The following is a 24,341-nucleotide window of genomic DNA, read 5'->3' as shown; positions in this document are numbered from 1 at the left end:
GTCATCGCCTCCCAGCCCGACGACGCCGGACGGGCAGCGCGAGGAGCAGGGCGAGCAGCCCCACCGTGCCCTGCGCGACCGTCCACGCCGTCCGGTCGGGCGCCCGGTGGGTGACGACCAGCCGGCCACCCTCCGCCCCGACCTCGAACGTCTGCCGCCAGCCGTCGGTCACCGCGCGCAGCGGCCGGCCGTCGAGCGTCGCGCGCCATCCCGCGTCCGCGCGCTCGGCGAGCACCAGCAGCCGGCCGGTGTCCCCCGGCTCGATCCGGGTGTCCACCCGCGGCACCGCCCCGGGCTCCGCGGCCACCGCGACCGCGTCGGCGGACGCGAGGCCGGCGGCGTCCTGGGTGGCGCGCGCATCCGGCACCAGGCGGGCCCAGGCGGTCACCGCCGCGGAGCCGGCGGACCCGGTCGACGCCTCGCCGACCGCGCCGCCCGTGGGCTGCACGCGCCAGATCACGCCCGACTCGACCTCGGTGATCCGCTCCAGCCCGGGGGTGGCGTCCAGCCGGCCGACCAGGGCGGTGCGCGCCTGCTGCCGCGTGAGGTCGTCCTCGTCCGCGGGCAGCGGAGGCACCAGCACGTCCGCGACCGCGAGCGCGGCGAGGTCGGCCGCGACGTCCGTGCTCGACCCGACGGCGAGGGTGCCCACCACCCCGGCGATCTCGGCGTCCGCGGCGTCCGGCTCGGCCGGCTCGGCGTCGGCCAGGTCGCCGACCAGCCCGGCCGCGCGCGGTGCCGCGGCGGACTCCAGCACCTGCGGGCCGTCGCCGCGGAGCAGCTGCCAGTCGACCGCACCGGCCGCGCCGGCGAGGGCCCCGTCCGGCCCGGCCGACGGAGTGAGAGCGAGCACGCGGGGGGCGTCCACCGACTGCTGGGTCTGCCGGCCGATCGCCGGGACGACCGCGCGGGCCAGGGTCGTGAGCTCCGCGGCGGCGCCGTCCCGCGCCTGCCAGGCCCAGCCGCCCCAGGCGACCAGCGGCAGCGCCACCACCAGGACGGTGACGACCGCGGCGGACAGCTGGCGCCAGCCGAAGGACGCGCGGTCCAGCCACGCCCGGGCCCCGCGGGTGCTGAGCACCGCGGCGGTGAGCAGCCCGGCCATCGCGAGCGAGACGCCGGAGCCGGTCCAGCCGACGACGGCCGCGCCGTCGTCGTCGGCGCCGACGGCCACCCGGCCGGCGATCAGGGCGACGGCCACGCCGACGGCGGCGACGAACCAGCCGAGCCGGACGGCGCGCGCGACGGGCGCACCACGGAGCAGGGCGATCAGCGCGAGCAGCAGCACGGCGCCGCCCGTCGCCACCGGCCACCACGTGGCGACGCCGTCGGGCACCCAGCCGGGCAGCCACGAGGGGACGAGCGCGGCGGCGTCGACGGGCACGCCGAGCAGCACCGCCACCGGGGAGGCCGGGTCCGAGGCCAGCGGCGCCCCCGGGTCGGCGAGCAGCAGGCGCACGCCGGCGCCGCCGCGGGAGACCGCCTCCGCCAGCAGCGGGCCGAGCAGCACCAGGGCCGGCACCGCGGCGAGCGCGACGCGCAGCCGGCGGCCGCGCGGGGCGCAGGCGGCGACGACGAGCAGCACCAGGACGCCGGGCAGCAGCAGGGCGGGCGCCCCGGCGGCCACGGCGGCGAACGCGAGGGACGCGGCGGCGGCCGCGGCGACCGAGCCGGGACGGCGCACGGGGGCGGCGGGGACCGCGGCGTCGTCGTCGGGCGGCCCGTGCTGCGGCTCCGCCCGGTCGGCGGGCGCGCCGGGCTCGTCACCATCGGGCTCGTCGCCATCGGGCACGGCAGCGTCCGGCGCGTCGCCGTCGGCCACCCGTGCCGACACGGCAGCGGTCGGCCCCGTGGCGGGCACCGCGCGGGTCCCGCGGACGGGCGTCACGTCGGCGACCTCGTCGCGGTCGGGGGCCCGCTCGGCGTGGTCCTCCCCGGTCGCCGGGGCGTCGTGGGTCGCCGGGGCGTCGTGCTCGGCCGGGACCTCGGTGGTCGCCGTGGCGCCCGCGTCCCCGCGTCCCGCGGCCCGGCGTCCCCGCCGGCGCGCGGGCTCGCCCGCCCGCGCCCAGGCCTCGGGGTCGGGCCACTCCTCCGCCCCGGGGTCCGGCGCGGGCAGCCCCGCGCCGTCCTCGGCGCGCGCCGCGGTGGCGACACCGGAGAGCACGACGTCCACCTGCTGCGCCCCGACGGCCCGCGCCAGCGCGAGCACGAGCCAGGGCAGCGCGGCGTGCACCAGCACCGCCCCCGCGCGGCCCTGGCCCGCGGCGAGCAGCAGGCTCGGCAGCGCGGCCCACACGACGGCTGCCCACATCCGCACCCCGACGGAGCGCGTCGCCGCGCCGGCGGCGAACCAGGCGCCCAGCCCGGACAGCAGCACCGACCCGAGCACGAGGACGGCGAGCGCGACGCCCAGGCTGCCCCCGGCGACCGCGGTGCCGGGCAGCAGCGCCGTGACGAACGCGTCCGCGGGCCCGGGCGCGCCGAGGCCGCCTGACACCCAGCCGCTCGTGGCGGCGGCCCAGACGTCGCCCAGGCCGGAGGACGCCGCGAGCAGCGCGCCCCCGACCAGCGGCTCCCCGGACAGGGTGCCGAGCACGAGCGGGCCGAACGCGGCCCCGGTGACGGCGACCAGGACGACGGCGACGGCGACGAGCCCCGCGCGGCGGCGCAGGGCCAGTGCGGCGAGCTCGCGCAGCTCCAGCTCGCTCGGCGCGCGGACGACCCGCCGGGCCTCGGCCCGCGTCAGGCGCCGGTCGCGCCACTGGCGCCACACGGTGCGGCCGTCGGCCTGCAGCGGCCGCAGGGTCCGGCGCGGGACCGTCCGGGTGCGGCGGGCCTGCGCCCGCGCCCGGGCCACGGCGGCGGGTCGGCCGAGCGCACGCAGGGGCGCGGTCACCTCGGCGGCGGCCAGCCCGGGTTCCTTCGTCGCGATCCTGACGAGCACGCGGACCAGCCCCGCGAGCACGGCCATGACCGCGACGAACGGCACCAGCGGCAGCGGCGCCCAGACCAGGCGCTGGTGCAGCAGGGCGGCCCGGCGCGCGGCGAACGAGCGCCGCGGGTCGGCGCCGTCGGGCTCGCCGTCGGCGTCCAGGTCGACGATCGAGGCCGGGTCGGTCCCCGGGTCGCGCAGGCCGTGGTACCCCGCCTGGGCGTGCCGGACGACGGCGGAGGGCACCACGAGCACCCGGTGCCCGGCCAGGCGCGCGCGCCGGGACAGGTCGAGCCCGTCGCCGAACGGGCCGAGGGCCGGGTCGGTCCCGCCCAGCTCCTGCCAGACGTCGCGGCGCACCAGCGCACCGACCACGCCGACGCCGAGCACGTCCTCGCGCCCGTCGTGCTGGCCCTGGTCGACCTCGCCGGGCTCCATGTCGGTCATCCGCCGACCCGACCGCGAGGTGCGGACGCCGACCTCGAGCAGCCGGGCGGGGGCGGTCCAGGTGCGCTGCTTCACGCCGGCCAGGCCGACGGAGGGCGCGGCCTGCACGGCGCGGACCAGCTCGGCCAGCGCGGCCGGGTCCGGGGCGGCGTCGTCGTGCAGCAGCCAGAGCCAGGGGGCGCCACCGCCGGGCAGGTCCGCCTCGGCCGCCACGGCGGTGCGCACGGCGTCGCCGAAGCTGCGTGCGCCGGGCGCCGTCAGCAGCGTCGTGGTGCCCGCGGGCAGGCCCGCCCCGCGCAGCACCGCGGCGAGCCCCGGGTCGGGGCGGTCGCCCGCGTCGACCAGCAGGACGCGGGAGGGCGCCCGGGTCTGGGCGGCGAGCGCACGGAGCGTCGTCGCGAGGAACGGCGTGACGCCGCGGGCGACCACCACCGCCGTCACCGGGGCGGCGGCGGGCTGGGAGCCCGTGGCAGGCGCGCCGGGGTGCAGCGTGCTGGCGGTCACGACGTCAGGCGCCCCGGCGGGCGCGATCAGACCACACGCCGCTTGAGCTTGCGGCGCTCACGCTCGGACAGCCCGCCCCAGATGCCGAAGCGCTCGTCGTTGGCGAGCGCGTACTCGAGGCACTCCGCCCGGACTTCGCAGCCGGTGCAGACCTTCTTCGCCTCGCGGGTCGAGCCGCCCTTCTCGGGGAAGAACGCCTCCGGGTCCGTCTGGGCGCACAGGGCGCGCTCCTGCCAGCCCATGATGCCGTCGTCCTCGGGCGCGCCGAAGAGCGGCAGCACGGGCGCGACCGCCTCGGGCTGGGTGGTGCGCGCCTCGGACGGGAAGGGTCCCTCGTCGTCGAGCAGACTCCACATGTGTGCCTCCCCCGTCGTGCTCGTGTCGATGGTCCGTCGGCGCCAGCGGTCCTCCGCGTGCCACCCGTTCCAGGGAATTACACGCGTGTCGTTCCGCGTAGTCAAGCGGAAGACTGGTATCGGAGCCCATCCTGGCCGATATGTCCGGATCCGCGTGAACACGGGCCCCTAGGCTGCTCCCGTGCCGCTCTCGACTCCCCGCCCCGCCGCCTCCGTCGCCGACGTCCTGTCCGCCCTGCTCAGCGAGCCGGGCCGCCCCCGGCTGACCTGGTACGGCCCCGCCGGCGAGCGGATCGAGCTCTCCGGGGCGGTCCTCGACAACTGGGTGAGCAAGACCACCAACCTCCTCGTCGAGGAGCTGGACGCCGGTCCCGGGACGCGCGTGCTGCTCGACCTGCCGCCGCACTGGCGCACCGTGGTCTGGGCCCTGGCGGCCTGGCGGGTCGGGGCGACGGTCGCCACCGACGCGCACGCCGCCGCGGGCACGGCCGACGTCGTGGTCTCGGACCGCCCCGGGACGATCGCCCTCCCCCGCGGCGCCGGCGTCGTCGCCGTGGCGCTGCCCGCGCTCGCCCGGCGGTTCGACGGCGACCTGCCCGCCGGCGCCCTCGACGCGGCGCAGTCCGTGATGACCTACGGCGACGTCGTCGGCTGGGCCCCGGCGGTCGAGCCGGCCGAGCCCGCCCTCGAGGTCGGCGGCACACCCGTCCCGCACGCCGGTCTCGTCGCCGCGGCGACCGGGGCCGCCCCCGTCCCGGCCGGCTCCCGCGCGCTGCTGCCGGTCACCGACGAGCGCGGCGCCACGGCGTCCGTGCTGCTCACGACGCTCGGGGTGCTGGCCGGCGGCGGGTCGGTCGTGCTGCTGCGGCCCGAGGCGGGCGACGCGGCCGACCGGGCCGAGCGGATCGCGGCGACGGAGCGGGTCACCGCGAGGCTCTGAGCGGGCGGGTCAGCCCGCAGGGGCGACCGTCCCGTCGTCCTGCACCAGCCCGACCCACACCTCGCTCCAGGTGGTGTCGACCGTGCGCGGCACGCCCGTGAGCGTCCGACCCAGGGTGGTCGACGCGACGCCGCCGACCGGCGCGAGCGGTGGCGAGGTCCACGCGTAGTCGTCGGCGTCGAAGCTGAGCGCGGCTACCGGTCCCCCGCCCCACGCCGCGCGCACCGCCGCGAGGTCGGCCGAGGTCGGCGGGTCGACGAACTCGACCACCTCGACGTCGCACAGCACCCGGAGCGTCGCGAGATAGCGGAACGGGCTGGAGTGCGTCCAGACCACGCGGTCGACGCCGAGGTCGTCCAGGGCGTCGCAGACGGCGTGCGCCTGCGTGGCTCGGCCGGACAGCTCGACCACCGACGCCCCGGGGCGCCACGTGGTGAGCGGGAACGCGACCACGGCGGCTGCGAGCACGCCCGCGGCGGCGCGACGGGCAGCGGTCCACCGGACCGTGGAGAGGCGAGCAGCCCACCCGGGACCTCGCCACCGCCCTGCCAGAGCCGCGAGTCCCACGGCCGCCGTCAGCAGCAGCCCCGGCAGGGTCGCGGGCAGCAGCCGCCGCACCGCCCAGATCTGGTCGGGCGTGATGCTGATCCGCACCAGCGGGAAGACGGCCGCCACGCCCAGGAGCGCGACGAGCACCGTCGACGCCGGGTCCCGCCCGGTCACCGAGCGGCGCGCGAGCACCGCCAGCCCGGTGAACCCGAGCACCACCGCGGGGACGCCGAGGTACCAGCCGACCCACGCGAGCGTGCGCTCGTCGTAGGAGCGGGCGGCGTCGAGCGGCTCCCCCGCCGCGGCCTGGAGCACCTGGACCGCGTAGCCGTAACCGGACGCGGGGTCGGTGAACCGACCCTGCCACCACAGGGGCCGGGAGGCCAGCGCCACCCCCATCAGCAGCGCGGCACCGGCCGCGCACCAGCCGAGGACGGCCCGGCGGCGGTGCAGCCACCGGCGCAGCCACCCGAGCCAGCGGCCCGGCAGGACGAGCACCACCACCGCCGCCGCCAGCAGCACCGCGGTCGCCACGAGCAGCGCGCCGAGCTGCGACGCGTGCTCGCGCACGTACTCGGGGCTCAGACGCAGCACGTCCACCATCCCCAGCGCCACCATCACCGCGCTCCCGCCGATCGCCGCGAGCGCCCCCCGCACGGACTGCCGCCGGTCTCGGCGCCCGAGAGGCGACGCCCCGACCAGCAGGTAGCCGAGCGCGAGCCCCGCCATCGCCACGGCACCGTCGATCCGGGCTGCGCCCACCGCGCCGGCCAGCGCCCCCACCAGGGCGTGCGTCGCGACCCGACCCGTCCTCGCAGGAGGGCGGGCAGGGTGCCACGCCCCGTGCGCGACGGCGAGGGCACCGCACAGGAAGGCGACGGTGAGCGGCTCGGTGTACGCGGCACGGGTGAACGTCAGCATCGGGAGGCTGAGCGCCAGCGCCGTCGTCGGCACGAGCGCCCAGAGCGGCCCCGCGAACCGACGTGCCGCCGCGAACACGGCGAGCAGCGCGACGGCACCGATCACGACGTTGCCCGCCAGCACGGCACGCTCGCCGCCGACCCAGCCCTGGACCGCGAGCAGGGCGGGGAGCATCTTGTTGCCCTGGGCGTACAGCGCCCCGTCGTGCAACCAGAACGCCTCGGTCCCTGCGGCCGCCGACCCGACCGCGGCGTCGACCCCGGCCGCCGACCCGACCTCCACCGGCGCCGCGGGATGGTCCACGAGCCAGACCGCCTGGAGGGTGAGGAACCCGGGATCCCGGTTGACCACCACGTACTCGCCCGCGGTCCGCAGCCCCGCGACGACCCAGCCGGCGACGAGCACCAGCACGGCCAGCAGCGCGGCGACCTGGGCGCGGGTGCGGCCCGGCGGCGCCGGCAGCACGCGCAGCCCGACGAGCGACAGCGCCAGGGCGACCGGCAGCACGACCGCGGGCCGGAGCTGCCCGGCGAGGACCGCGGCGACCGCCGCCACCCCGAGCGCGAGCAGCACCACCGGCGCGACGTCCGGCACCGCCAGCGCGAGGTCGGTCAGCCGTGCGTGCCGCGCCCGGGCCGTCGAGGCCGCAGGCGGGCGGTCAGGGGACGTCGGCCTGCACCAGGACGCCGTCGCCGTGGACCCGCAGCGGTCCGTCGGACGCGGGGACGAAGGCGGCGTCGCCCTGCACGAGCTCGAGGTCCCCGTCGCGGACCGACGAGACCACGAGCCGGCCCTCGAGGCACAGCAGCACGCGCGGCCCCCGCCCGGGGAGCGGGTGCGCCGCGCCGTCGGCGACCCGGGTGACCGACAGCTCGAAGTCGTCGACGGGTGCGTAGTACACGCGGGTGGCGCCGTGGAACGTCTCCGGCGCGATGCGGATGGGCGGCGCAGCCACGTAGTCCACGTTGCGCAGCAGCTCGTCGACGTCCACGTGCTTCGGGGTCAGGCCGGCTCGCAGCACGTTGTCGGAGCTCGCCATGACCTCGATGCCGAGTCCGCTGAGGTACGCGTGCACGCCGCCCGCCGGGACGAACAGGGCGTCGCCCGGCTGCAGCGTCACCGGGTTGAGCAGCAGCGACGTGACCACCCCGGGATCACCCGGGTACGCCTCGCGCAGCCGCACCACCGTGCGGTCGGCGCGCGGCGACGGCGAGCCGGCCGCGAGCCGCGCCTCGCACGCCGCCGCGACCTCCGCCACCTCCTGCGGGCTCGGTCGCGTCGCCGGGCGCAGCAGCCGCTCGAACACGGCCTTGATCCCGGCGGCGGACGGCTGCGCGTCGAGCATCGCCCGCAGCTCCTTGGCGAGCGGGGCGTCGAGCCCGTCGAGCAGCTCGGCCGCTCGACGCGGCGCCCGGAAGCCGCACAGCGCCTCGAACCGGGTGAGTGCGTAGACGAGCTCGGGCTTGTGGTTCCGGTCGCGGAAGCTGCGGTGCGGCGCGTCGAGCGGCACGCCCGCGGCCTCCTCCTCGTCGAAGCCCTCGCGGGCGCGCCGGACGTGCGGGTGGACCTGCAGCGACAGCGGCGACTCCGCGGCGATCACCTTGAGCAGGTACGGGAGCTGGGCCCCGAACCGCGCCTCGACGTCGGCCCCGAGCACCGCCGCCGCGTCCGCCGCGATGACCTCCGGCAGCGGGCTCCCCGCGCTGCCGTCCTCGCGGACGCAGCGGGAGGGCGCGCTCGCGTGCGCGCCGAACCACGCCTCGGCCACCGGCTCGCCGGTGGCCTCCGTCCCCAGGAGGTCGGGGATCGCGGTCGGAGAGCCCCAGGCGTAGTGCTGGATCGAGTTCGTCAGGCGGTACACGTCGTTCCTCGTCGTGCGGCGGTGGGCGCCCCGATGCTACCGGCGGGGGCCCGGCCGTGTGCGCGATCAGGCGTGCGCGATCCGCAGGACGGACGTCTCCCGGGGATAGGGCAGGGACGGCACCCACCCCCGGTACCGCTGCACCTGCATGCCGCTGCCGGCCAGCCCGGCCGCGTACCGGGGACGCTGCGTGTCGTCGAACAGCACGATGCCGCCCGGCGCCAGCCGGCGGGCGGCCGCCTGAAGGCACGCCACCCGCGCGCGCCCGTCGACGACGACCAGGTCGAAGTCACCGGGGACCGCGTCGATCGCGGCGACGTAGCGCGCGTAGTCGCGACCCTGCTCGCCCCGGCGGCCCGACGGCACCCGCGGGTCGGGGTCGTCGTCGGGGCCGACCTCGTGCAGCGTGACGGTCCCCGTCAGGCCGGCCTCGCCGAGCACCCGGCGCATGACGTCGGCGAAGCCCGCGTGGTGCTCGACGCTGTGCACCTCGGCCGCGCGGCGGCCCAGCCACACGGAGCTGGCGCCCGAGCCGTACTCGAACACCCGGCCGGCCCCGCCCAGGCTGCCGAGGTGCTCCTCGACCGCCTCGATGGCGCCGTAGGTCCACCACGGCTGGTCCAGCGCGACGAGGTCCTCGACGTCGTGGATCGCGAACAGCGTCCGCAGGTGGCCGGCGACGCTGCGCGGGTCCTCGCGGTGCCGGCGGTCGAGCCGCTCGTACACCCCCGTGCGGTGCGCGACGTCGCGCGCGGCGCGCGACGTCGCCACGTAGGCCGATCGGGCGATCTGTCCGACTCCGGGCACGCCGGGTCCTCCTCGCGGTCGCTGCTGGGGTCCGAACAGCCTAGGTGACGATGCGCCGCCCCTATCCTGGGGCGGGTGCGATCGAGACGGGCAGTGGTCGGTGCTGCGTTCTTCGCCCTCGCGGCGGGGCTCCTGGTGTGGTCGGTCGTGGACCGCCGGGAGGAGCTCGCGGACGCGCTGACCCGGCTCACCGCCGGGAGCGTCGTGCTGTCGCTCGCCTTCGCCTGCGCGGGTCTGGTCGCGCAGATGCTGTCGTGGCGGAGCATGCTCGCCGCCACCGGAGCCCCTCCACCGCCGGCTGCGGCGGCGCGGATCTACTTCCACGGCCAGCTCGGCAAGTACGTCCCGGGCGGCGTGTGGGCGGTCGTCGCGCAGGCGGAGCTCGGCCGTGCGCACCGCGTCAGCCGCGCCCGCAGCGCGGTCGTCGCGCTCGGCGCGCTCGCCGTGCTCCTGGTGGTGGGAGGCACGGTGGCGGTGATCGGGCTCGCGGCCGGCTCACCCGGCTCGCTGACGACGTACTGGTGGGCGGTCGCGGTCGTGCCGCTGGGCGTCGTGGGCCTGCTGCCACCCGTGTTCGACCGCGTGGTGGCCCTCGGGCTGCGGCTCACCCGCCGCGGCGACCAGGAGGTGCGCGTCGGCGGACCGGGTCTGGCCCGCTCGGCCGGCTGGGCGCTGATGATGTGGCTGCTGTTCGGGCTGCACGCCGCGGTGCTCGTGCACGACCTGGCGCCCGCTTCCCCGGGACGGACGGCGCTGCTCGGCACCGGGGCGTTCGCCCTGGCCTGGGTCGTCGGGTTCCTGGTGGTGATCGCGCCGGCCGGCACCGGCCCGCGCGAGGCGGCGCTCGTGCTGGCTCTCGCGCCGGTCCTCGGGAGCGCGGACGCGCTGCTGGTGGCGCTGGTGAGCCGCGTGGTGATGGTCGTGGCGGACGCGGCGGCGGCCGGGGTCGCGGCGGCCGTCGGCCGCCGCGCCGTCACCGCGGAGGAGCCGGCGGGTACTGGATCCGCCTGATGCGCTCCAGCTGCTCCTCGAGCAGCGTGCGGTTCGTGCGCAGCAGGTCCGACAGGATGCCGAGCGCGACCGACAGCAGCGCGGCCACCGCCATGATCGCGGCGAAGATCAGCGACTGGACGTTGCCGTCGTGGTCCCACGGCCCGAGGAACAGCACGAGGAACCGCACTGCCGGCACCAGGGCGAGGACGCCGAAGACGGCCGCGAACCAGGCGAACAGGACGTAGGGCTTGAACATCAGGTAGCTGCGGACGATGGCGGAGGCCGACTTCGCCATGTGGTGGAAGATGTTCCGGAACAGCCGGGACTCCCGGGTCTTGGCGTTGGTCGTCACCGGCAACGACGCGATCCGCAGGCGCTTGTGCCCCGCCTGGATGATCGTCTCCATCGTGTACGAGAACTCGGTCACGACGTTCAGCCGCAGCAGCGCATCGCGCGAGTACGCGCGGAAGCCGCTCGCCGCGTCCGGCAGCTGCGTGTCGGCGGCGTAGTTGACGACCCGGCTGCCCACCCGCTGCATGAGCTTCTTGAACGGGGAGAAGTGCGCGATCGTCGCCGTCTGCCGGTCCGCGATGACGATGTCGGCGGTGCCGTCGATCACCGGTCGCACCAGGTCGGGGATGCGGTCCTGCGGGTACTGGTTGTCGCCGTCCGTGTTCACCACCACGTCCGCGCCGTGCGCTAGCGCGTAGTCGACGCCGTCCCGGAAGGAGCGCGCCAGCCCCTGGTTCCGGGAGTGCCGGACCACGTGCCGCACGCCCAGCGCCCGCGCGACCTCCACCGTCCGGTCGGTCGACCCGTCGTCGATCACCAGGATCTCGAGCTCGTCGACCCCCTCGATCGCACGCGGGATCGACTCCAGCACGGCCGGGAGCGTGTCCTCCTCGTCGAGGCACGGGATCTGGACGAACACCTTCATGCGGTTCCTGACACGGGAGGGCACGGATGGCCCTCGACCCTACTGCACGCCCGTTCGACACCGAGGACCGGCCCGGATGCGTCAGAATGGCCCGATGCGAGGCATCATCCTGGCCGGCGGGTCCGGCACGCGGCTGCACCCGATCACCCTCGGCGTCAGCAAGCAGCTCGTCCCGGTCTACGACAAGCCGATGATCTACTACCCGCTCTCCACGCTGATGCTCGCGGGCATCAGGGACGTGCTCGTGATCACGACGCCGCACGACGCCGAGCAGTTCCGGCGCCTGCTGGGCGACGGCTCGCAGTTCGGCATCTCGATCAGCTACACCGTCCAGGCGGAGCCGAACGGCCTCGCGCAGGCGTTCGTGCTGGGGGCCGACTTCGTCGGCGGCGACTCCGCCGCCCTGGTGCTCGGCGACAACATCTTCTACGGCCCGGGCCTGGGCTCGCAGCTCACCCGGTTCGAGGACATCGACGGCGCCGCCGTGTTCGCCTACCGGGTCGCCGACCCCACCGCCTACGGCGTCGTGGAGTTCGACGCGCAGGGCCGCGCCCTCTCGCTCGAGGAGAAGCCCGCCGAGCCGAAGTCCTCCTACGCCGTGCCGGGCCTGTACTTCTACGACAACGACGTCGTGGCGATCGCGAAGGACCTGCAGCCGTCCGCGCGCGGCGAGTACGAGATCACCGACGTCAACCGGCACTACCTCGAGCAGGGCCGCCTGCAGGTCGAGGTGCTGCCCCGCGGGACCGCCTGGCTGGACACCGGCACCTTCGACTCGCTGCTCGAGGCCTCGGACTACGTCCGCACCATCGAGTCCCGGCAGGGGCTGAAGATCGGCGCGCCCGAGGAGGTCGCCTGGCGCCGCGGGTTCCTGTCGGACGACGAGCTGCGGGTGCGGGCGGAGAAGCTGGTGAAGTCGGGCTACGGGACCTACCTGCTGTCGCTGCTGGCCGACCGACGGGACTGACCAGCTGCGGCACCACCCGCTCGCGGTGCGGCGGCGCGGGGACCTCGCGATGCGCACCTGCGGGATTCACACGATCGCCACAACATGAGGAACAATCCGGTCCCATGCAGGGTGCACTGACTTCCGGGCTGCTGCCCGCCCGTCTCGTCCCGACTCGCGGGGCCGCCGCGTGAGCGCCGTCCAGGACCCGCCGGTCACCGTCCCGCTCAACGACCTCTCCCGCGCCCTGCGCGCGGAACGTGCCGAGCTCCTCGACGCGATGGCGCGTGCCGTCGACTCCGGCTGGCTCGTGCACGGTCCGCAGCACGCCGGGTTCGAGCAGGACCTCGCCACCTTCCTCGGGGTCGAGCACGCCCTCGGCGTCGCGAGCGGCACCGACGCGCTCGAGCTCGCCATGCGTGCCGTCGTGCCCGCCGACCGACGGGTCGTCGTGACCGCGGCCAACTGCGGCGGGTACAGCACCACCGCCGCCCGCCGGGCGGGGTTCCACGTCCGGTACGCCGACGTCGACCCGGGTACGCACCTGCTCTCCCCGGAGACCCTCGCACCCGTCCTGGGCGCGGACGTCGGCGCTGTCGTGGTCACGCACCTGTACGGCCGGTCCGCCGACGTCGGCGCGATCCGCGCGGCGTGCGAGCCGCTGGGGATCAGGGTGATCGAGGACTGCGCCCAGGCCCTCGGCGCCACCCGCCCCGAGGGGCGCGTCGGGTCGCTCGGCGACGTCGCGGCGTTCTCGTTCTACCCGACCAAGAACCTCGGCGCGCTCGGCGACGGCGGCGCGGTGGCGACGCCGTCGGCCGAGGTCGCGCAGGCCGTCCGGGAGCTGCGGCAGTACGGCTGGCAGGGCAAGTACACGATCGGCCGGAGCGGCGGCGTGAACTCCCGGCTCGACGAGGTCCAGGCCGCGGTGCTGCGCACCAGGCTGCCCCGGCTCGACGCGGGCAACGCCCGCCGTCGGGCGATCCTCGCCGTGTACGGGGACGCCGCCCCGGCGGACGTGCGTGTCCTCCCGGCCGAGGACGAGGGCCACGCCGCGCACCTCGCCGTGGTCGAGACCGAGCGCCGTGACGAGCTCGTCGCCCACCTCACCGCGCACGGCGTCCGCACCGACGTCCACTACCCCGTTCCTGACCACCGCCAGCCCGCGATCGCCGCCGAGCACGCGGACGTGCGGCTCCCGGTCACCGAGCGGCTCGCGGCGAGCGTCCTGTCGCTCCCGCTGTTCCCCGAGCTCACGGACGACGAGGTGGCGCGCGTCGCCGCCGCCCTCGGGAGCTTCGCGTGACCGAGCCCCCCGCGATCCCGGCACCGGAGGTCCCGGCGGCGGCTCCGGTGCACCCCGTCGTCCCCGAGTTCTCCGTGGTGATCCCGGTCTACGGCAACGAGAGCACGCTCGGAGCCGTCATCGAGCGGCTGGAGGGCGTCGCCGCGCGGCTGCCCGGCCCGCTCGAGGCGGTGTTCGTGGTGGACGGCTCCCCCGACGGCTCGCTGCTCGTCCTCGAGCGGCTGCTGCCCGAGGCGAAGATCGCCGGCCAGATCGTCGTGCACTCGCGGAACTTCGGCTCGTTCCCCGCCATCCGCACCGGGCTGGCGGCGGCGCGCGGCGAGTACATCGGCGTGATGGCCGCCGACCTCCAGGAGCCGCCCGAGCTCATGGAGGAGTTCTTCGACGTCCTGCGCACCGGGGAGACCGACATCGCGATCGGTCGCCGCGAGTCCCGTGCCGACCCCGCGGTGTCGTCGTTCCTGTCCCGGACGTTCTGGGGCCTCTACCGGCGCCTGATCAACCCGGCCATCCCCCGCGGCGGCGTCGACGTGTTCGGCTGCACCCGCGAGGTCGCCGGGCACCTCCTCTCCCTCGGTGAGGCGCACTCGAGCCTCGTCGGGCTGCTGTACTGGGTGGGCTTCCGCCGCACCGAGGTGCCCTACAGCCGGGTGCCGCGCACCGAGGGACGCTCGGGGTGGACCCTGCGCAAGCGGGTCCGCTACATGCTCGACAGCGTCTTCTCGTTCACTGACATCCCGATCAGCCTGCTCAGCACCGTCGGCTTCCTGGGAGCAGTCACCACGGCGCTCGTGGGCGTCGTGGTGTTCTTCAGCTGGCTCACCGGGAACATCGATGAGATCGGCTACACGCCGCTCATGCTCGTCATGCTGTTCTCCACCTTCGTGCTGCTGTCCGGGCTCGGGGTCGTCGGCTCGTACGTCTGGCGCACCTACGAGAACAGCAAGTCCAGGCCCGTGTCCGTCGCGATGTCGCGGCAGGTGTACGACCTCGATGCCTGAGCGCCACAGCCTCAGCGGGTCGGCATGGCGGTTCCTGCTGGCCGGGGGCGCCAACACCCTGATCACGGCCGGTCTGCTCGCGCTGCTGTCGCTCGTCATCGACCCGCGGCTGGCGTACACCCTGGTCTTCGCCGGCGGGCTGGTGCTGTCGACGTTCCTGGCGGACCGGTTCGTCTACGGCGTCCGGATGAACCGCGCCGCGGTGATCGCCTACGTGGTCCTCTACCTGGTCGTCTACCTGATCGGCCTGGCGGTGGTCCACCTGTGGACCACCGCCGGGTACCCCGAGGCGGCGACGAGCCTCGTCGTCGTCGTCACCGCCCCCCTCACCTTCCTCGGCGGCCGGCTCATCACCGGCCGCCTGCACCGGGCCCGCACCGCCGGTGCCCCCGACACCCCTCACCTGGAGACCCCGTGAGCCCGTTCGTGCACCCGCAGGGCATCTGCGAGTCCGAGACCGTCGGCGACCTCACCCGGATCTGGGCGTTCGCGCACGTGCTGCCGGGCGCCCGCATCGGCGTCGACTGCAACATCTGCGACCACGTCCTCGTGGAGAACGACGTCGTCGTCGGGGACCGGGTCACGGTGAAGTCGGGCGTCCAGCTGTGGGACGGCGTGCGACTGGGCGACGACGTGTTCGTGGGCCCGAACGTCACGTTCGCCAACGACCGGTTCCCCCGCTCGAAGCAGTACCCCGAGGAGTTCCTGCAAACGGTCGTCGCCGACGGCGCCTCGCTCGGCGCCGGCGCCGTGATCCTGCCGGGCGTGCGGGTCGGCCGGAACGCCATGGTCGGCGCCGGGGCCGTCGTGACCAAGGACGTGCCCGCCAACGCGGTCGTCGTCGGCAACCCGGCCAGGATCACCGGCTACGCCGGCGCGGAGAAGGCCCCCGCCGTCACGGCCGCCGACGCGGTCGGCGAGCGAGAGCTCACGGGCGGCGCGCGGCTGATCCCGCTGCGGGTCGCGAGCGACCTGCGCGGGTCACTCGCCGCGATCGAGCTCGGCAAGGACCTCCCGTTCGAGCCCGCGCGGTTCTTCGCCGTCTTCGACGTCCCGTCCAAGGACGTGCGCGGCGAGCACGCCCACCGCGCGTGCGAGCAGGTCCTCGTCTGCCTCCGCGGCTCGGTCGCGTGCATCGTGGACGACGGGACCCAGCGGACCGAGGTGGTCCTCGACCAGCCCGGCGTCGGCCTGTACATGCCCGCCATGACCTGGGGGACGCAGTACCGGTACACCGAGGACGCGGTGCTCGGTGTCTTCGCCTCGCTGCCGTACGACGCGGACGACTACATCCGGACGTACGAGGAGTTCCTCAGCGAGGCCGATCGCACGTGAGCCGGACGCGCGACCGGGATGAGCCGGTCGCGCGCCCGGCCGGGGTCACGCGAGCACGGCTCCCGCGGCGGCGTCCCAGCGCTCCTGCCACTCCCCGATGGGCTCGACGCCCGCCGCCCGCAGCGCGTCGTGCCCGAGGACCGAGTACGCGGGCCGGGGCGCCGGCCGCTCGAACTTCTCCGAGGTCGTCTCCCGGACGATCGCCGGGTCGAGTCCCGCCGCGGCCACGGCGGCCCGGGCGAAGCCGTGCCAGGAGGTCTGTCCGCCCGAGGTGCCGTGGTAGGTCCCGGCGGGCGCGCCGGCCGCGACGAGCCGCTCGACGAGGTCCGCGAGGTCGACCGTCCAGGTGGGCTGCCCGACCTGGTCGGCGACCACGTCGAGCCCGCCCTTCTCTGCGGCGACGCGCGCGATCGTCTTCGGGAAGCACGCTCCGTGCGCGCCGTAGAGCCAGGCGGTCCGCACGATCAGGTGGTCCGGCGCCTCGGCGCGCACGGCCCACTCCCCCGCTGCCTTGGTCCGCCCGTAGGCCGAGCGCGGCAGGATCGGGGCGTCCTCGCCGTACGGGCGGTCGGCGTGGCCGTCGAACACGTAGTCCGTGGAGATCTGCACGAGGCGGGCGCCGGCCCCGCGCGCGGCCCGGGCGAGCAGCGCCGGTCCCGCGGCGTTCACCGCGAACGCCGCCCGCTCGTCGGCCTCCGCCGCGTCGACGGCCGTGTAGGCGGCGACGTTGGCGAGCACGTCGTACCCGGCAGCGGCGTCCGCGGTCGCCGCCGGGTCCGTGATGTCGAGGTCCGCGCGGTCCAGCCCCGTCACGTCGTGGCCCCGCTCGCGCAGCAGCGCGACGAGATCCTGACCGAGCATGCCGTGGGCACCCGTCACCAGCCAGCGCACGTCTTCTCCTTCAGTCGGCAAACCCCCGCAGCGTACCGGCCCGGATAGGCTCTTCCCGGCCGTTCGACCCGAGAGGACCCCCCAATGACCTACCGCGAGCTCGCCGTCCCCGGCGCCTGGGAGATCACGCCGACGCAGCACGGCGACCCCCGTGGCGTCTTCCTGGAGGCGTTCCAGGGCGGCCCGTTCGCCGAGGCGACCGGCCACCGGTTCGACCTGCAGCAGGCGAACATCTCCGTGTCCGCCGCCGGGGTGCTCCGGGGCATCCACTTCGCGGACGTCCCTCCGGGGCAGGCCAAGTACGTGACCTGCCCGAAGGGCGCGGTGCTGGACGTCGTGGTCGACATCCGCGTGGGGTCCCCGACCTTCGGGACCTGGGACGCCGTGCTGCTCGACGACGTGGACCGGCGGGCGATCTACCTGGGCGAGGGCCTCGGGCACGCGTTCCTGTCGCTGGAGGACGGCTCCACGGTCACGTACCTCTGCTCCACGGGGTACTCGCCCGGTCGCGAGCACGGCATCCACCCGCTGGACCCGGAGGTCGGCATCGACTGGCCGACCCAGGCCCGGGACGGCTCGCCGATCACGCCGCAGCTGTCCGCGAAGGACTTGGCGGCGCCCTCGCTCGCGGAGGCTCGCGCGTCCGGGCTGCTGCCCGACCACGACACCGTGCAGCGGTACGTGGCCGGCCTGGCCTGACACGCCGCGAGGACGCCCGGGCCGCCCGGCTCAGCGCCGGGCGGCCAGGGCGTCCTCGTACGCCGCGACGTGCGCACGGGCGGCCTCGCGCCAGGTGAAGCCCGCCGCCCGCTCCTCGGCGGCCGCCGCCAGCCGCGCCCGCTCCGGGGCGTCGTCCAGCAGCGAGCGCAGCGCGCCCGCGATGTCCGCCGCCGCGGTGCCGGTGTACGCGACGGCGTCCCCGCCGACCTCGGGAAGCGACAGCTCCCGGGTGGTCAGCACGGCCGCGCGGCAGGCCATCGCCTCCAGCACCGGCAGGCCGAAGCCCTCGCCCAGGCTCGGGTACGCGACCACGGTCGCCCCCGAGAGCAGCCCGGCGAGGTCGCCCAGCGGCAGGTAGCCGGTGCGGATCAGGCGGAGCCCGGCCGGCACCGCCGACACCGCCGCGTCGACCGCGGTGTCCCAGCCGGACCCGCCGGCGAGCACGAGCGCCGGCGCCGGCCCACCGCCCTCGCACGCCCGGACCCAGCCCTCGATCAGGGCGGGCACGTTCTTGCGCGGCTCCAGCGTGCCGAGGAACGCGACGTAGGGCTCGTCGGCACCGAGCCCGATCGCCGCGCGCACACGCGCGCGCTCCGCGGCGTCCACGGGGTGGAAGACCCCGGTGTCGACTCCGTGGTAGGCGACGGTGAACCGGCTCGGGGACCCGCCCGCGTAGCGCACGACCTCGTCCCGGGTGGCCCGGGACGGCACCACCAGCCCTGCCGCGCGGCGCACGGCGAGCCGGGTGGCGGTGCGGAAGAACCGCGCCTTCACCGGCGAGTGCAGCTGCGGGTGGCTGAAGAACGTGGCGTCGTGCAGCGTGACGACCAGGGGCACCGGCGTCGCGACCGGGAAGGTGTAGTGCGGGCTGTGCAGCAGGTCGACCCCGCGCCGGGCCAGCAGGGGCAGGGCCGTCTGCTCCCAGGCGAGCCGGGCGGGACGGCGCTCGACGAGCCCGTGCACGGGGAGCACGTCGGCCCCCGGGACGAGCGCAGCCGTCTGGTCCGCGTCGCGCGCCTGGCACACGACGCGCAGGTCCACCCCCTCCGCCTCGAGGGCGGGCAGCAGCGCGTCGACGTACCGGCCCACACCTCCGCGGTCCGCAGGGATGGCCGTCGCGTCGAACAGAACTCGCACCGCGCCATCGTAGGTGCGGGGCCGGAGGGGCCGGTGCGCGACACTGTGCGCATGGACACCTCCCTTCCGGGCCTCGCCCCGTGACGGCGGCCACTCCGCAGGAGCTCGCGCCCGCGCGCCCCGACGTGCGCACCGCCCCCGAGGCCCGGCTGGGCCGGTGGCACGGCCACCAGATGGACCCGCGGCGCAACGGGCTCAACGTGGTCCGCCTCGCTCTCGCGGTGCTGGTGCTGCACGCCCACGCGTACTACATCTCGGGCCGCGGCGTCGGGCCGCACCTGGACGGCGAGAACCTCGGCGGCTGGGCCGTGTTCGGGTTCTTCGCGGTCAGCGGCTACCTGATCACCGGCTCGCGCTGGCGCAACCCGCTGTCGACGTACCTGGTGCACCGGGTCGCCCGGATCTTCCCCGCGTTCGTGGTCTGCCTGCTGGTCATGGTGGCCGTCGTGGGCCCGATCGGGTACGTCTGGTTGCACGGCACCCTCTCGGGCTACCTGACGACGAGCACGACCCCTGCGAACTTCGTGTGGAGCAACCTGTTCCTGCGGGTGAACGCCTACGACATCGCGGGCACGCCGGCCGACGTGCCGTACCCCGGCGCCTGGAACGGCTCGCTGTGGAGCCTGTACTACGAGTTCCTCTGCTACCTCGTCGTGGGGCTGCTCGCCCTGGTCGGCTTCATGCGCCGTTCCGTCTGGGGCCTGGTGGGGGCCTTCCTGCTGTCGGTGGCCGCCCACGCGGGCTGGCCGCACGGCGTCGCGACGCTGCTCGGCGGCAACGTCGACGCCCAGCTGCTCGCGAAGCTGCTGCCCCTGTTCCTCGGCGGCGCGCTCGTCGAGCGGCTGCGGCACCGCCTGCCGATGCACTGGGCCGCCGCAGCCGGCAGCGTGGCGGTCGTGGCCGGAGCGGTGTGGCTGCTCGACGGGTGGGGGGCGCAGCTGACCGCGCCGTTCCTCGCCTACGCGCTGATCTGGGTCGGCTCCGCGCTGCCGATCCCCGACCTGCTGCGGCGCCACGACGTGTCGTACGGCATCTACATCTACGCGTTCCCCGTCCAGCAGCTGCTGGTGCTGACCGGCGCGCACGAGCTGCCGATCCTGGCGTACGACGTCGTCGCCCTCGCGGTCACCGTGCCGCTGGCCGTCGCGAGCTGGCTGGTCGTCGAGCGGCCGGCGATGCGGTGGGCCCGGCGGTCCACCGCCGCCCGGCCCGCCTGAGACGACGAGGGGGCGGACGCTTCGGTCCGCCCCCTCGTCGCCACCCCGGTCAGGCGCCCTGCTGCTCGTCCACCCACCGCGCGAGGCGGTCGACGCCCTCGGCGAGCGAGACCTGCGGGGACCAGCCCAGCACCTCCCGCGCCCGGGTCACGTCGGCCCACGCGTGCCGGACGTCGCCCTGGCGGTACTGACCGGTGACGTGCGGGTCCGGCGCGCCGTAGAACCGGGCGATCAGCCGGGCGGCGTCGGCGATCGTCTGGTGCTCACCGGAGCCGATGTCGATCGGGACGCTGCCCGGATCGGCGGCGGTCGTGGCCGCGAGGAGCGCCCGCGCCACGTCGTCGACCAGCACGAAGTCCCGGCGCACGGCCCCGTCCTCGTACAGCGGGATGGACGCGCCCTCGCGGGCCAGGCGGCAGAAGAGCGCCATGATCCCGGTGTAGGAGTTGGTCAGCGACTGGCCAGGCCCGTAGACGTTCTGCAGCCGCAGCACGACCGCCTCGACCCCCTCGGAGTTCGCCCACGACGTGATGATGTGCTCCTGGGCGAGCTTGGTGGCGCCGTAGACGCTGACCGGGGCCGGCCGGGTCGTCGCCGCGGACATCGCGACCGGCTCGGCGCCCGGGAAGTCCCACTCGTGCCGCTCGAGGATCTCCGCCGTCCGCTGGCCCGGCAGGAACAGCGTGCCGTCGGCGCGGCGCCACGCGCCCTCGCCGTAGACCGCGCGGCTGCTCGACAGGACGATGCGACGCGGCCGGACGCCGGCGCGCCGCAGGCCGTCCAGCATCTGCGTGGTGCCGACCACGTTCGCCTCGGCGTGCCGGGTGGACTCGGTGAGCGACTGGCCGGTGCCGGTCTCGGCCGCGAGGTGGATGACGACGTCGGGACGGACGTCGGCGAGCAGCGCGTCCCACGCGGCCGGGTCGGTGACGTCGCCGACGACCAGCTCGACGCCCTCGGCGAGCTCGGCGGGCCGCTCCGGGCGGGCGTGCACCTGCGGGTGCAGGTTGTCGAGCGCGACGACCCGCGCGAAGGTCCGCACGAGCTCCGCGGACATCGTCGTGCCGATGAAGCCCGCCCCGCCGGTGACGAGGACGGTCTCCTCCTGGGGCGTGCGGGTGGGCGTGGGGGCGTTCACTGCGGGAGTCCTCTCGTCGGTGCCGGCGGGGCGTCCGCCGTGGGTCGGGGTCGGGGCGCCGGTCACGGGCGCATCGGCCCGAACGCGTGCCGGAGCATCGTGCCCGCGGCACCCGAGCGGGCCGCCCGCGGGAGCAGGGTCAGCGCGTGCAGGCGCGACGTGACCGCCAGCCTGGCGGCCCGCGCGGCGCGGTGCCACCCCTGGGCGTCGCAGCGCTCGGCCACGTGCGCGAAGTAGGCGCGCTCGCCGCTGAACCGGCGGCCGTCCAGCAGCGACGCCGAGGAGGCGCTGTGGCTGTGCCGGCGGTACCGGAAGCAGACGCGGGGCTCGAGCACCAGCTGCTCGCCGTCGAGCACCATGTCCATCACGAGGGCCAGGTCCTGGATCAGCGGCAGGTCGTCGAGGAACGGGGTCCGCGCGAGCACGTCGCGCCGGAACACGAGCGACGGCCAGTACAGCCAGTCGCCGTGCATGAGGTTGGCGGCCAGCGGCTCGCCGGACAGCACCCGGGGCGCGCTCGCCCGCGGCCGGACCACGTCCTGCTTCACGCGGTCGGCGAGCGGACGCACGACCCGCCCCTGCTCGTCGATCACCTCCACGCCCGGCTGGACGATCGCGGCGCGCGGGAACCTCGCCCGAGCCGCGAGCACCACGTCCACGAAGTCGGGCAGCAGCACGTCGTCGCAGCCCAGGATGACCACCGACTCCTGCGTCGCCATCGACACGCAGGTGCGGTAGTTCGCGGTGATGCCCTCGTTCTGCTCCTTGCGCACGTACGTGATGCGTGGGTCGTCCATCGAGGCGAACCACGCCGGGACGCTCTCGTCCGGGTACGCGTCGTCCACCACCGTGAGCAGCCAGTCCCCGTTGCGCTGGGCCAGCACGCTCGCCACCGTCTCGCGGAGCAGGGCCGGGTCGCCCCAGAACGGGACGAAGATGTCGAGCGGCATGCAGGAGGACCTTCCGGATCGAGCGGGTGACATGGGCCAGACTAGGGGCGCCGCGCGCCGCGGCTCACCCGACCCGGAGGCAGAACCCCTGTGAACGTCCCGTCCCGCGCCCTCCCCCGCGTCGCGCTGTCCATGCTGACGCTGGTCCCCGGGGGGATGGGCGGGACCGAGACGTACGCCCGCGAGCTCGGCCGCGAGCTGGCCAGGTCCGGCCGGGTGTCCGCGTCGGTCCTGCTGCCGGCGCAGGCGGCGGGGTTCGTGCCCGACCTGCCCGAGGTGCTCGCCCCGGAGATCGTGCCGGCACCCTCCACGGGGGCGCGCCTGCGGACGGTGGCGACCTCGGTGCTGCGCCGCGGCCGGCTGCTCGGGCGCGCGCCGCGCGGCGCCGTCGTGCACTACCCGTTCACGGCGACCGTGCCGCTCCCGCGCCACGGCGACCGCGTCGTGCAGACGCTGCACGACGTGCAGCACCTCGACATGCCGCACCTGTTCTCGCGGGCGGAGCTCGCGTACCGGCGCCTGTACTACGACCGCGCGGCGCGGCGCGCGGACCGGGTGATCACGATCAGCGAGTTCTCCAAGCAGCGGATCGTGCACCACCTGGGCGTCCCGCCGGAGCGGATCACCGTCGCCCACCTGGCCGTCGACACCGCGGCGTTCACGCCGCAGCTCGGTCCGCGCGAGAACTTCCTGCTGTACCCGGCTCGCGGCTGGGCGCACAAGAACCACGAGCGGCTGCTGGAGGCGGTCCGCCTGCTCCGGGAGGACGACCCGACCCTGCGCCTGGTCCTGACCGGGGGCGGGCTCGAGGGCCTCGGGGAGCTGCCCGACTGGGTGGACGTCCGCGGGAACGTGCCGCGCGCCGAGCTGCTCGAGCTCTACCGCACCGCGTCCTGCCTCGTGTTCCCGAGCCTGTACGAGGGTTTCGGCATGCCGCCGCTCGAGGCGATGGCCTCCGGCTGCCCCGTCGCGTCGTCCTCCGCGGGGTCGCTCGCGGAGGTGTGCGGGGACGCGGCCGCCCTCTTCGACCCCACCGACGCCCGGTCGATCGCCGACGGCGTCCGGGCGGCCCTGGCCGACGCCGAGGGGCTGCAGAGGCGCGGGCTGGAGCGCGCGCGGCTCTTCACCTGGTCCGCGTGCGCCGCCGCGCACGAGGAGGCGTACCTCGCGGCTCACTCCGCCGGGGAGCGGGCGTGACCGCCGGCGCGGACCGCGCCGCGGCGCCGGCCGGGAACGGCGCGCGGTTCGGCGGGGTGGGCGTCGCCTCCCTGGTCGCCGCGGCTGCCGGGTACCTCGTGCTGCTCGTCGCGGCCCGGGTGCTCGACCCGGCGGACAACGCGGACTTCCTCGCGTTCTGGGGGCTGCTGTTCTTCTGCTTCGGCGTGCTCGGCGGGCTCCAGAACGAGACGACCCGGGTGGTGCACGTCGCCCTGGAGGGGGACGGCATGCCCGGCACCGCCGGCCCCCGGGTGCTCCGGGCCGGGCTGCTCGTCGGCGCGGGCGCGGCAGCCCTCCTGCTCGCGACCGGCCCGCTCTGGGCCCGCGCGGTCCTCGGGCCGGACCCCTGGCTGCTCCTCGCGGTGGTCGCGGTGTCGGTCGTCGCCTTCTCGGGGCACGCCTCGGTCGCGGGCGCCCTCGCCGGCGGCGGCGCCTGGCCGACCTACGCTCGGCTGGTGGGCGCGGAGTCCGTGGTGCGCCTGGTGCTGACGGGCACCGCGGCGGCCGCGGGGCTCGCCGGCGCCGGCATGGCCGCCGGCGCCGGCCTCGCGGCCGCGACGTGGCTGGGCTTCGCGGCTGCGCCCGCGGTCCGGACGGCGCGCACGCGCCGGGCCGGGGTGCCGGGCCGCGCGTTCGCCACGGCGACCGCGCAGGCCATGGCCGGCACGGCTGCGAGTGCCGCGCTCGTCGTCGGGTTCCCCGTGCTCCTGCGCGTCACCACGCCGGCCGACGCCTACGCGCAGGCCGCGCCCCTGCTCATGGCGGTGCAGCTGACGCGCGCGCCGCTGCTCATCCCGCTGAACGCGTACCAGGGCGTCGCGATCACGCACTTCCTCGCGCACCGGGACCGGGGCGCCCGCCCCCTGCTGCAGATCGCCGGCGCGGTCGTCGCCGTCGGCGCGGTCGGGGCCGCGGCCGCGGCGCTCGTCGGCCCGTGGCTCATGGCGGCGGTGCTGGGCCCCGCCTACCGCGTCCCCGGAGGCGTCCTGGCCGGCCTCACGGCGTCCGCCGTCGCGCTCGGCCTGCTCACGCTGACGGGTGCCGCCGTGCTCGCCCTCGGCCGGCACCGGGCGTACGCCGCGGGGTGGGTCGTCGCGACCGCGGTCTCCGCCGTCGTGCTGCTCATGCCCGGCTCGCTCGAGCTCCGCGCGGTGCTCAGCCTCTCGTGCGGTCCGCTCGTCGGCGTGCTCGTCCACGCCGCGGCGGTGCGCCGGGCGACCGCGGGGCGCCGGTAG

General features: G+C 76.2%; 21 protein-coding genes. 11 read left to right on the top strand and 10 right to left on the bottom strand.

The features are described 5' to 3' along the window. Position 1: 1 nt before the first annotated feature. Both FS882_RS06955 and FS882_RS06950 read right to left on the bottom strand, forming a co-directional pair. The gene (locus tag FS882_RS06955) at positions 2-3,883 is read right to left on the bottom strand and encodes a glycosyltransferase (RefSeq protein WP_158372296.1); all 3,882 of its coding nucleotides are present in this window, start codon (positions 3,881-3,883) and stop codon (positions 2-4) included. A 26-nt stretch (positions 3,884-3,909) separates the two neighbouring features. Beyond that, positions 3,910-4,239 carry a WhiB family transcriptional regulator gene (locus tag FS882_RS06950; protein WP_158372294.1) on the bottom strand — a complete coding sequence of 110 codons (330 nt, stop codon included), beginning with the start codon at positions 4,237-4,239 and terminating at the stop codon, positions 3,910-3,912. A gap of 181 nt (positions 4,240-4,420) precedes the next feature. Here FS882_RS06950 and FS882_RS06945 point away from each other — a divergent pair, with 181 nt between their 5' ends. Then, on the top strand, positions 4,421-5,179 hold the full coding sequence (locus FS882_RS06945; RefSeq protein WP_262348126.1) for a TIGR03089 family protein: 759 nt from the start codon (positions 4,421-4,423) through the stop codon (positions 5,177-5,179). A 9-nt stretch (positions 5,180-5,188) separates the two neighbouring features. On the opposite strand, the gene FS882_RS06940 is transcribed toward FS882_RS06945, so the two are convergent. From FS882_RS06940 to FS882_RS06930, 3 genes are all read right to left on the bottom strand, one after another. Beyond that, positions 5,189-7,243: a hypothetical protein gene (locus tag FS882_RS06940; protein WP_158372292.1), complete on the bottom strand. Its 2,055-nt coding sequence runs from the start codon at positions 7,241-7,243 to the stop codon at positions 5,189-5,191. 64 nt (positions 7,244-7,307) lie between these two features. After that, on the bottom strand, positions 7,308-8,510 hold the full coding sequence (manA, locus tag FS882_RS06935) for a mannose-6-phosphate isomerase, class I (protein WP_158372290.1): 1,203 nt from the start codon (positions 8,508-8,510) through the stop codon (positions 7,308-7,310). Between the two features lie 66 nt (positions 8,511-8,576). After that, on the bottom strand, positions 8,577-9,317 hold the full coding sequence (locus FS882_RS06930; protein ID WP_187365178.1) for a class I SAM-dependent methyltransferase: 741 nt from the start codon (positions 9,315-9,317) through the stop codon (positions 8,577-8,579). Positions 9,318-9,392: 75 nt separating this feature from the next. On the opposite strand from FS882_RS06930, the gene FS882_RS06925 reads away from it, so the two are divergent. Further along, positions 9,393-10,328, top strand: coding sequence for a lysylphosphatidylglycerol synthase domain-containing protein (locus tag FS882_RS06925; protein ID WP_187365177.1), 936 nt, complete (start codon positions 9,393-9,395; stop codon positions 10,326-10,328). Here FS882_RS06925 and FS882_RS06920 read toward each other — a convergent pair. Further along, positions 10,291-11,247: a glycosyltransferase family 2 protein gene (locus tag FS882_RS06920; RefSeq protein WP_158372284.1), complete on the bottom strand. Its 957-nt coding sequence runs from the start codon at positions 11,245-11,247 to the stop codon at positions 10,291-10,293. The genes FS882_RS06925 and FS882_RS06920 overlap by 38 nt on opposite strands. Before the next feature lie 94 nt (positions 11,248-11,341). Between FS882_RS06920 and rfbA the strand changes: the two genes are divergently transcribed. The 5 genes from rfbA to FS882_RS06895 all read left to right on the top strand — a co-directional run bounded on the left by rfbA (position 11,342) and on the right by FS882_RS06895 (position 15,835). Continuing rightward, the gene (rfbA, locus tag FS882_RS06915; protein ID WP_158372282.1) at positions 11,342-12,214 is read left to right on the top strand and encodes a glucose-1-phosphate thymidylyltransferase RfbA; all 873 of its coding nucleotides are present in this window, start codon (positions 11,342-11,344) and stop codon (positions 12,212-12,214) included. A 169-nt stretch (positions 12,215-12,383) separates the two neighbouring features. Further along, positions 12,384-13,499 carry a DegT/DnrJ/EryC1/StrS family aminotransferase gene (locus FS882_RS06910; RefSeq protein ID WP_222848155.1) on the top strand — a complete coding sequence of 372 codons (1,116 nt, stop codon included), beginning with the start codon at positions 12,384-12,386 and terminating at the stop codon, positions 13,497-13,499. Then, the gene (locus FS882_RS06905; RefSeq protein WP_262348125.1) at positions 13,496-14,500 is read left to right on the top strand and encodes a glycosyltransferase family 2 protein; all 1,005 of its coding nucleotides are present in this window, start codon (positions 13,496-13,498) and stop codon (positions 14,498-14,500) included. The genes FS882_RS06910 and FS882_RS06905 overlap by 4 nt, the downstream gene beginning before the upstream one ends. After that, positions 14,493-14,918, top strand: a complete 426-nt coding sequence (locus tag FS882_RS06900) for a GtrA family protein (RefSeq protein ID WP_158372280.1) — start codon at positions 14,493-14,495, stop codon at positions 14,916-14,918. Before FS882_RS06905 ends, FS882_RS06900 begins: the two co-directional genes overlap by 8 nt. Further along, on the top strand, positions 14,915-15,835 hold the full coding sequence (locus tag FS882_RS06895) for a WxcM-like domain-containing protein (RefSeq protein WP_158372278.1): 921 nt from the start codon (positions 14,915-14,917) through the stop codon (positions 15,833-15,835). The genes FS882_RS06900 and FS882_RS06895 overlap by 4 nt, the downstream gene beginning before the upstream one ends. A gap of 45 nt (positions 15,836-15,880) precedes the next feature. On the opposite strand, the gene rfbD is transcribed toward FS882_RS06895, so the two are convergent. Beyond that, entirely contained in the window at positions 15,881-16,726 is an 846-nt protein-coding gene (gene rfbD, locus FS882_RS06890; RefSeq protein ID WP_158372276.1) for a dTDP-4-dehydrorhamnose reductase, read from the bottom strand. A gap of 84 nt (positions 16,727-16,810) precedes the next feature. Between rfbD and FS882_RS06885 the strand changes: the two genes are divergently transcribed. Next, positions 16,811-17,425, top strand: a complete 615-nt coding sequence (locus FS882_RS06885) for a dTDP-4-dehydrorhamnose 3,5-epimerase family protein (protein WP_158372274.1) — start codon at positions 16,811-16,813, stop codon at positions 17,423-17,425. A gap of 30 nt (positions 17,426-17,455) precedes the next feature. Here the strand turns inward: FS882_RS06885 and FS882_RS06880 are convergent, their stop codons facing one another. Next, entirely contained in the window at positions 17,456-18,583 is a 1,128-nt protein-coding gene (locus FS882_RS06880) for a glycosyltransferase family 4 protein (protein ID WP_158372272.1), read from the bottom strand. Between the two features lie 80 nt (positions 18,584-18,663). On the opposite strand from FS882_RS06880, the gene FS882_RS06875 reads away from it, so the two are divergent. Next, positions 18,664-19,800, top strand: coding sequence for an acyltransferase family protein (locus FS882_RS06875; RefSeq protein WP_222848154.1), 1,137 nt, complete (start codon positions 18,664-18,666; stop codon positions 19,798-19,800). A gap of 49 nt (positions 19,801-19,849) precedes the next feature. Here the strand turns inward: FS882_RS06875 and FS882_RS06870 are convergent, their stop codons facing one another. Together FS882_RS06870 and FS882_RS06865 are read right to left on the bottom strand one after the other, a co-directional pair. After that, positions 19,850-20,938, bottom strand: a complete 1,089-nt coding sequence (locus FS882_RS06870; protein WP_262348124.1) for an NAD-dependent epimerase/dehydratase family protein — start codon at positions 20,936-20,938, stop codon at positions 19,850-19,852. A gap of 62 nt (positions 20,939-21,000) precedes the next feature. After that, complete coding sequence (locus tag FS882_RS06865) at positions 21,001-21,888, bottom strand: glycosyltransferase (RefSeq protein WP_158372270.1); 888 nt, start codon at positions 21,886-21,888, stop codon at positions 21,001-21,003. 90 nt (positions 21,889-21,978) lie between these two features. On the opposite strand from FS882_RS06865, the gene FS882_RS06860 reads away from it, so the two are divergent. Together FS882_RS06860 and FS882_RS06855 are read left to right on the top strand one after the other, a co-directional pair. Beyond that, positions 21,979-23,085, top strand: coding sequence for a glycosyltransferase family 4 protein (locus FS882_RS06860; RefSeq protein WP_158372268.1), 1,107 nt, complete (start codon positions 21,979-21,981; stop codon positions 23,083-23,085). Next, on the top strand, positions 23,082-24,341 hold the full coding sequence (locus tag FS882_RS06855; RefSeq protein WP_158372266.1) for a hypothetical protein: 1,260 nt from the start codon (positions 23,082-23,084) through the stop codon (positions 24,339-24,341). The genes FS882_RS06860 and FS882_RS06855 overlap by 4 nt, the downstream gene beginning before the upstream one ends.

Origin of the sequence: Cellulosimicrobium cellulans (assembly GCF_007679345.1) — a bacterium.
Classification (GTDB): Bacteria; Actinomycetota; Actinomycetes; order Actinomycetales; family Cellulomonadaceae; genus Cellulomonas; species Cellulomonas cellulans_A.
Note: the sequence above shows the minus strand (reverse complement) of the source record. Positions and strands in the feature narration are given on the sequence as shown.

What these genes read in the sequence shown, in the direction of transcription:
- FS882_RS06920 (WP_158372284.1), bottom strand. Translation starts at nt 11,247, where the DNA reads ATGAAGGTGTTCGTCCAGATCCCGTGCCTCGACGAGGAGGACACGCTC.
- FS882_RS06950 (WP_158372294.1), bottom strand. Translation starts at nt 4,239, where the DNA reads ATGTGGAGTCTGCTCGACGACGAGGGACCCTTCCCGTCCGAGGCGCGC.
- FS882_RS06900 (WP_158372280.1), top strand. Translation starts at nt 14,493, where the DNA reads ATGCCTGAGCGCCACAGCCTCAGCGGGTCGGCATGGCGGTTCCTGCTG.
- rfbA (WP_158372282.1), top strand. Translation starts at nt 11,342, where the DNA reads ATGCGAGGCATCATCCTGGCCGGCGGGTCCGGCACGCGGCTGCACCCG.
- FS882_RS06885 (WP_158372274.1), top strand. Translation starts at nt 16,811, where the DNA reads ATGACCTACCGCGAGCTCGCCGTCCCCGGCGCCTGGGAGATCACGCCG.
- FS882_RS06865 (WP_158372270.1), bottom strand. Translation starts at nt 21,888, where the DNA reads ATGCCGCTCGACATCTTCGTCCCGTTCTGGGGCGACCCGGCCCTGCTC.